The following is a 336-nucleotide window of genomic DNA, read 5'->3' as shown; positions in this document are numbered from 1 at the left end:
AGAGGTGGTTGAGCTCGATGCTGGGCGTGGCGGTGCTGCCGTTGATGACGGTGCCGTCGCCGTAGTCGACGGTGTAGGTCCAGCCGGCAGCGCCGTTGTCCTGGCCGTCGCTGAAGCTGATGGTGCGTGCGAAGGTTGCACCTTCGCTGAGCACGGCATTGCCGCCGGCCTCGAAGCTGACCGTGGGCGTGGGCGCAGCAATCACCACGGCCTGCGAGCCGGCGGCAAAGCTGCCGTCCTCGTCCACCACCGTGACCGAGATGGTCGCGTTGCCGGCGCTGGCGAAGGTGTGGGTGACGCTGCCGGTGGCGGCCGCGACAGTCTGCGCCGGACTGC

The 336-nt window shown here is 69.3% G+C and carries 1 protein-coding gene; it reads right to left on the bottom strand.

Going from position 1 to position 336, the window contains the following annotated elements; translation table 11 throughout:
• Window positions 1–336 (bottom strand): hypothetical protein (locus ACG0Z3_RS23280; protein ID WP_394402444.1); only part of this gene is annotated, 336 nt, incomplete at both ends.

This window comes from Pelomonas margarita (assembly GCF_043555875.1).
Classification (GTDB): domain Bacteria; phylum Pseudomonadota; class Gammaproteobacteria; order Burkholderiales; family Burkholderiaceae_C; genus Pelomonas; species Pelomonas margarita.
Note: the sequence above shows the minus strand (reverse complement) of the source record. Positions and strands in the feature narration are given on the sequence as shown.